This is a genomic window from Massilia sp. LC238, from assembly GCF_000735635.1.
Taxonomy (GTDB): Bacteria; Pseudomonadota; Gammaproteobacteria; order Burkholderiales; family Burkholderiaceae_D; genus Telluria; species Telluria varians.
Map to the genome: position 1 here is coordinate 1 of NZ_JNNN01000035.1, position 4,516 is coordinate 4,516.

The following is a 4,516-nucleotide window of genomic DNA, read 5'->3' on the forward strand; positions in this document are numbered from 1 at the left end:
GGGCGGCGGCGGGGGAGGCTGCGGCGTCGCCGTGGGCGGCGGCGTGAGCGGCTCGCCCGTGACCGGATCCACTTCCACCGGTGGATTGTCGAGCCCCGGGTCGATGTCGATCGCACGCAAATCCGGCCGTTCGACGAATTCCTCGAACACCCAGTCGTCATCCTCGCGCACCACGCCTTCCGGCTCCAGCTGTTCTTCCTGGGGCGGGACCTTGGCCAGGGCCGCGCGCATGTAGTCGATCCAGATCGGCAGCGCCAGGGTGGCGCCGAATTCGCGCCCGCCCAGCGAGCGCGGTTCGTCGTAGCCCATCCAGGCCACCGCCACCACCTTGCCGCCGTAGCCGGCGAACCAGCCGTCGATGGCGTCGCTGGTGGTGCCGGTCTTGCCGGCAATGTCCGTGCGTCCCAGCTGCCTGACCGAAGCGGCGCCGGTGCCGTAGCGGGTGACGTCGCGCAGCATCGAATTCAGGACGAAGGCATTGCGCTGGTCGAGCACGCGGTCGCTGTCCTGGCGCGCGGCCGGCTTGTTCTCCTGCAGGATGTTGCCGTTGCCGTCGCGGATCTCGGCGATCAGGTAGGGCTTGACGCGGTAGCCGCCGTTGGCGAACACCGCATAGGCGCCGGCCATCTGCAGCGGCGTCACCGCGCCGGTGCCCAGCGCCAGCGTCAGGTTCTTCGGGTGCTTCGGCAGGTCGAAGCCGAAGCGGCCCAGGTAGTCGTGGGTGTAGTCGGTGCCGAGCGCGCGCTGCAGGCGCACGGTGGTCACGTTCTTCGAATGCGCCAGCGAATGGCGCATCGTGATCGGACCGTCGAACACGCCGTCGTCGTTCTGCGGCGACCAGGTCTCGCCGGCGTTCTCGCCGGGCATGTCGAGCGGCTCGTCGAGGATGCGGGTGCCCGGCGAATAGCCCTTGTCCAGGGCCGCCGCGTACACGAAGGGCTTGATCGCCGAACCCGGCTGGCGCCAGGCCTGGGTCACGTGGTTGAACTTCTGCAGGTTGTAGTCGAAGCCGCCCACCAGCGCGTGGTAGGCGCCGGTGTCGGCGTCGATGGCGACAAAGGCGGCCGCCACCTGCGGCACCTGGGTGATGGCCCAGCTTTCCTTGCCTTTTTCCTTGCGCTGGCTGATCCGGACCACGGCGCCCGGCGTGATGCGCAAGGCTTCCTTGGCATTCGCCGCCAGGCCGCGCGCCGCGAACTTCAGGCCGGCGCCTTCGATCGTCACTTCCTCGCCGCTGAGCAGCTCGACGCGCACCGCCTGGGGCGAAGCCGCCAGCACCACCGCCGGCAGCAGGCCGTCGCTCGGCGTGCGCTTCTGCAGGGCCTCGATGACCGCTTCCTCGCGCTCGAGCGGGTCCTGCGGCAGCGTAATGCGCGCCTCGGGCCCGCGGTAGCCGTGGCGTTGGTCGTAGTCGAGCACGTTGCGGCGCACCGACTCGTAGGCCGCGTCCTGCTCGGCCTTGAGGATGGTGGTGGTCACCACGATGCCGCGCTCGTAGGCGCCCTCGCCGAGCTGGGCGAAGACGGCCTGGCGCGCCAGTTCGGCGACGTAGTCGGCCTTGGTGTCGAAGACCTGGCCGCCGCGGCGGATGCGCAGCGGTTCGGCCAGGGCCTGCCGGTATTCGGGCTCGCTGATCTGGCCGAGCTTGAGCAGGCGCTCGAGCACCGCGTGCTGGCGCTGCTGCGCGCGTTTCGGGTTGGCGATCGGGTTGTGGCGCGAGGGGTTCTGCGGCAGGCCGGCCAGCATCGCGGTTTCGGCCAGGGTCAGCTCGTCGAGCGTCTTGCCGAAGTAGCTGCGCGCCGCGCTGGAAAAGCCGTAGGAGCGGTTGCCAAGGAAGATCTGGTTCATGTACAGCTCGAGGATCTGGTCCTTGGTGAGCGCGTCCTCGATGCGGTAGGCCAGCGCTACCTCGGTGATCTTGCGCGACAGGACCTTCTCCTTGGAGAGGAAGAAGTTGCGCGCCACCTGCATCGTGATGGTCGAGGCGCCGCCGGAGCCGAAGCCGCCGCGCAGGTTGGTGTATACCGCGCGCATGGCGCCGCGCCAGTCGATGCCCTGGTGCTGGTAGAAGTGGGCGTCCTCGATGGCGAGCAGCGCCTGCTTCATGCGGGTCGGGATCTTGTCGATGGTGACGAAGTCGCGCCGCTCGACGCCGAACTCGCCGATCAGGTGCTTGTCGAGCGTGTACACGCGCAGCGGGATCTTGGGCTGGTAATCGAGCACCGCATCGATCTTCGGCACGTTCGGCAGGACCACCGTCATGGCATAGATGGCAAGGGCGGCCGCCAGTCCGACCAGGGCGGCGAGCGAAAAGAACAGGAACATCCGGAGACGGCGGGGGCGCTTGGCGGGCGACTGGGACGGCGGGCTGACAGGCTTGGTCACTGACTACTCTCGAAGAACGCTCGCAAGGTCGGAGCATTGCGGTGCATTGTATCGCGGGCATTCTACCGCTTCAAACTGCTTTCATTCCATTTCGGCATATGCGATAGTCACGCCTTCGGTTTTACCCAAGCGTGCATACCCGAGGAACACCCATGCCCTACGATTCGCCTTCCAATACCAGCGCGGCCGGCTTCAAGCCCTATATTCCTGCCAGCGCCAACCTGCCCGAGTTCACACTGCGCGCCCTGATCATGGGCACGGTGCTGGGCATGATCTTCGGGGCGTCCTCCCTCTACCTGGTGCTGAAGGTCGGCCTGACCGTGAGCGCCTCGATTCCGGTGGCGGTCATCGCCATCACCCTGTTCCACACGGCGAAGAAGTTCGGCGCGCGCGAATCGACCATCCTCGAGAACAGCATCACGCAGACCGCCGGCTCGGCGGGCGAATCGCTCGCCTTCGGCCTGGGCGTGACCATGCCGGCGATCATGATCCTCGGTTTCGACCTGGAGATCTCGCGCGTGATGCTGGTCGGCGTGCTGGGCGGCCTGCTGGGCATCCTGATGATGATCCCGATGCGCCGCACCATGATTGTCGACGCCCACCGCGAACTGAAGTACCCGGAAGGCACGGCCTGCGCCGAGGTGCTCAAGGCCGCGGCCACCGAGACCTCGCGCGCCGCGGCGGGCGAGGCGCGCGAAGACGGTTCCGATGCCGCGGTCGAGGCCAAGCGCCGCGCCATGCTGATCTTCGGCGGCTTCGGCATCGGCCTGGCGTACAAGACCCTGAGCGTGTCCTTCAAGGGCTGGCGCGACTACGTCAACTTCGAATTCGGCAACCCGCTCAAGGGCGGCTCGGCCGGCGCCGAAGTCTCGCCCGAGCTGCTCGGCGTGGGCTACATCATCGGCCCGCGCATCGCGCTCACGATGGCGGCCGGCGGCGTGCTGTCCTATCTGCTCCTGATCCCGATGATCGCCTTCTTCGGCGAGCTGCTCACGGTGCCGCTGGCGCCGGCCACCACCCTGATCCGCGACATGGGCCCGGACGACATCCGCAACGCCTACGTGCTGTACATCGGCGCGGGCGCGGTGGCGGCCGGCGGCCTGATCGCCCTGGTGCGCTCGATGCCGGCCATCTGGAACGGCCTGACGGGCGGCTTGTCGAGCATGAGCAAGAGCCGGGCCGCGGGCGCGGCGGCCGACAAGGCGCTGCGCACCGAGCAGGACATTCCGCTCAAATGGGTCCTGATCGGCTGCCTGGCAATCATCGCCATCATCACCGTGGCCACCCCGCTGCACATGAACCTGCTTGGCGCGCTCCTGATCCTGGTATTCGGCTTCCTGTTCGCCACCGTGTCCTCGCGCCTGACCGGCGAAGTCGGCTCGTCCTCGAACCCGATCTCGGGCATGGCGGTGGCCACCTTGCTGTTCACTTGCCTGATCTTCCTGGTGATGGGCTGGACCGGCGGCCAGTACTACGTCACCGCGCTGTCGGTCGGCGCCATCGTCTGCATCGCCGCGAGCAACGCCGGCACCACCTCGCAAGACCTGAAGACCGGCTTCCTGGTCGGCTCGACCCCGCGCATGCAGCAGTACGCGATCCTGTGCGGCGCCCTGGCCTCGGCCCTGATCCTGGGACCGATCCTGCTCAAGCTGAACGAGGCGGGCACCGTGTACGTGCCGGCGGCCCAGGTGGCGCCCGGCTTGAAGGTGGATGCTTCGAAGCTGACCGAAACCGCGCAGTTGCACGGCCCGCAGGCCGCCGGCGACGCCAACACCTACAAGGTCTGGCAGAAGACCGACACCGCGGGCGGCCCGGCCGGCAAGTACCTGGTGGCCGCCGACGGCAGCCTGGCCTACCTGGTCGACCCTGGTATCAACGGCACCCACAAGGTCCGTCCGGACGGCACCGAGGTGAAGAAGTACGACGCGCCCAAGGCGGTCCTGATGTCCTACATCATCAAGGGCATCCTCGACCAGGAGCTGCCATGGACGCTGGTGCTGTTCGGCGTGATGATCTCGGTGGTGCTCGAGATGGCCGGCGTGCACGCGCTGGCCTTCTCGGTGGGCGTCTACCTGCCGCTGATCTCGACGCTGCCGATCGCGGCGGGCGGCCTTGCTCTTATACACAGCTA

The 4,516-nt window shown here is 67.8% G+C and carries 2 protein-coding genes; one reads left to right on the plus strand and one right to left on the minus strand.

The window, feature by feature from the left end:
- Positions 1–2,325, minus strand: a 2,325-nt coding sequence (locus FG94_RS08680) for a penicillin-binding protein 1A (protein ID WP_081925880.1), incomplete at its 3' end; no start/stop codon positions are given.
- Between the two features lie 212 nt (positions 2,326–2,537).
- Between FG94_RS08680 and FG94_RS08685 the strand changes: the two genes are divergently transcribed.
- The coding region (locus FG94_RS08685; RefSeq protein WP_036209912.1) for an OPT family oligopeptide transporter at positions 2,538–4,516 on the plus strand (1,979 nt) is incomplete at its 3' end.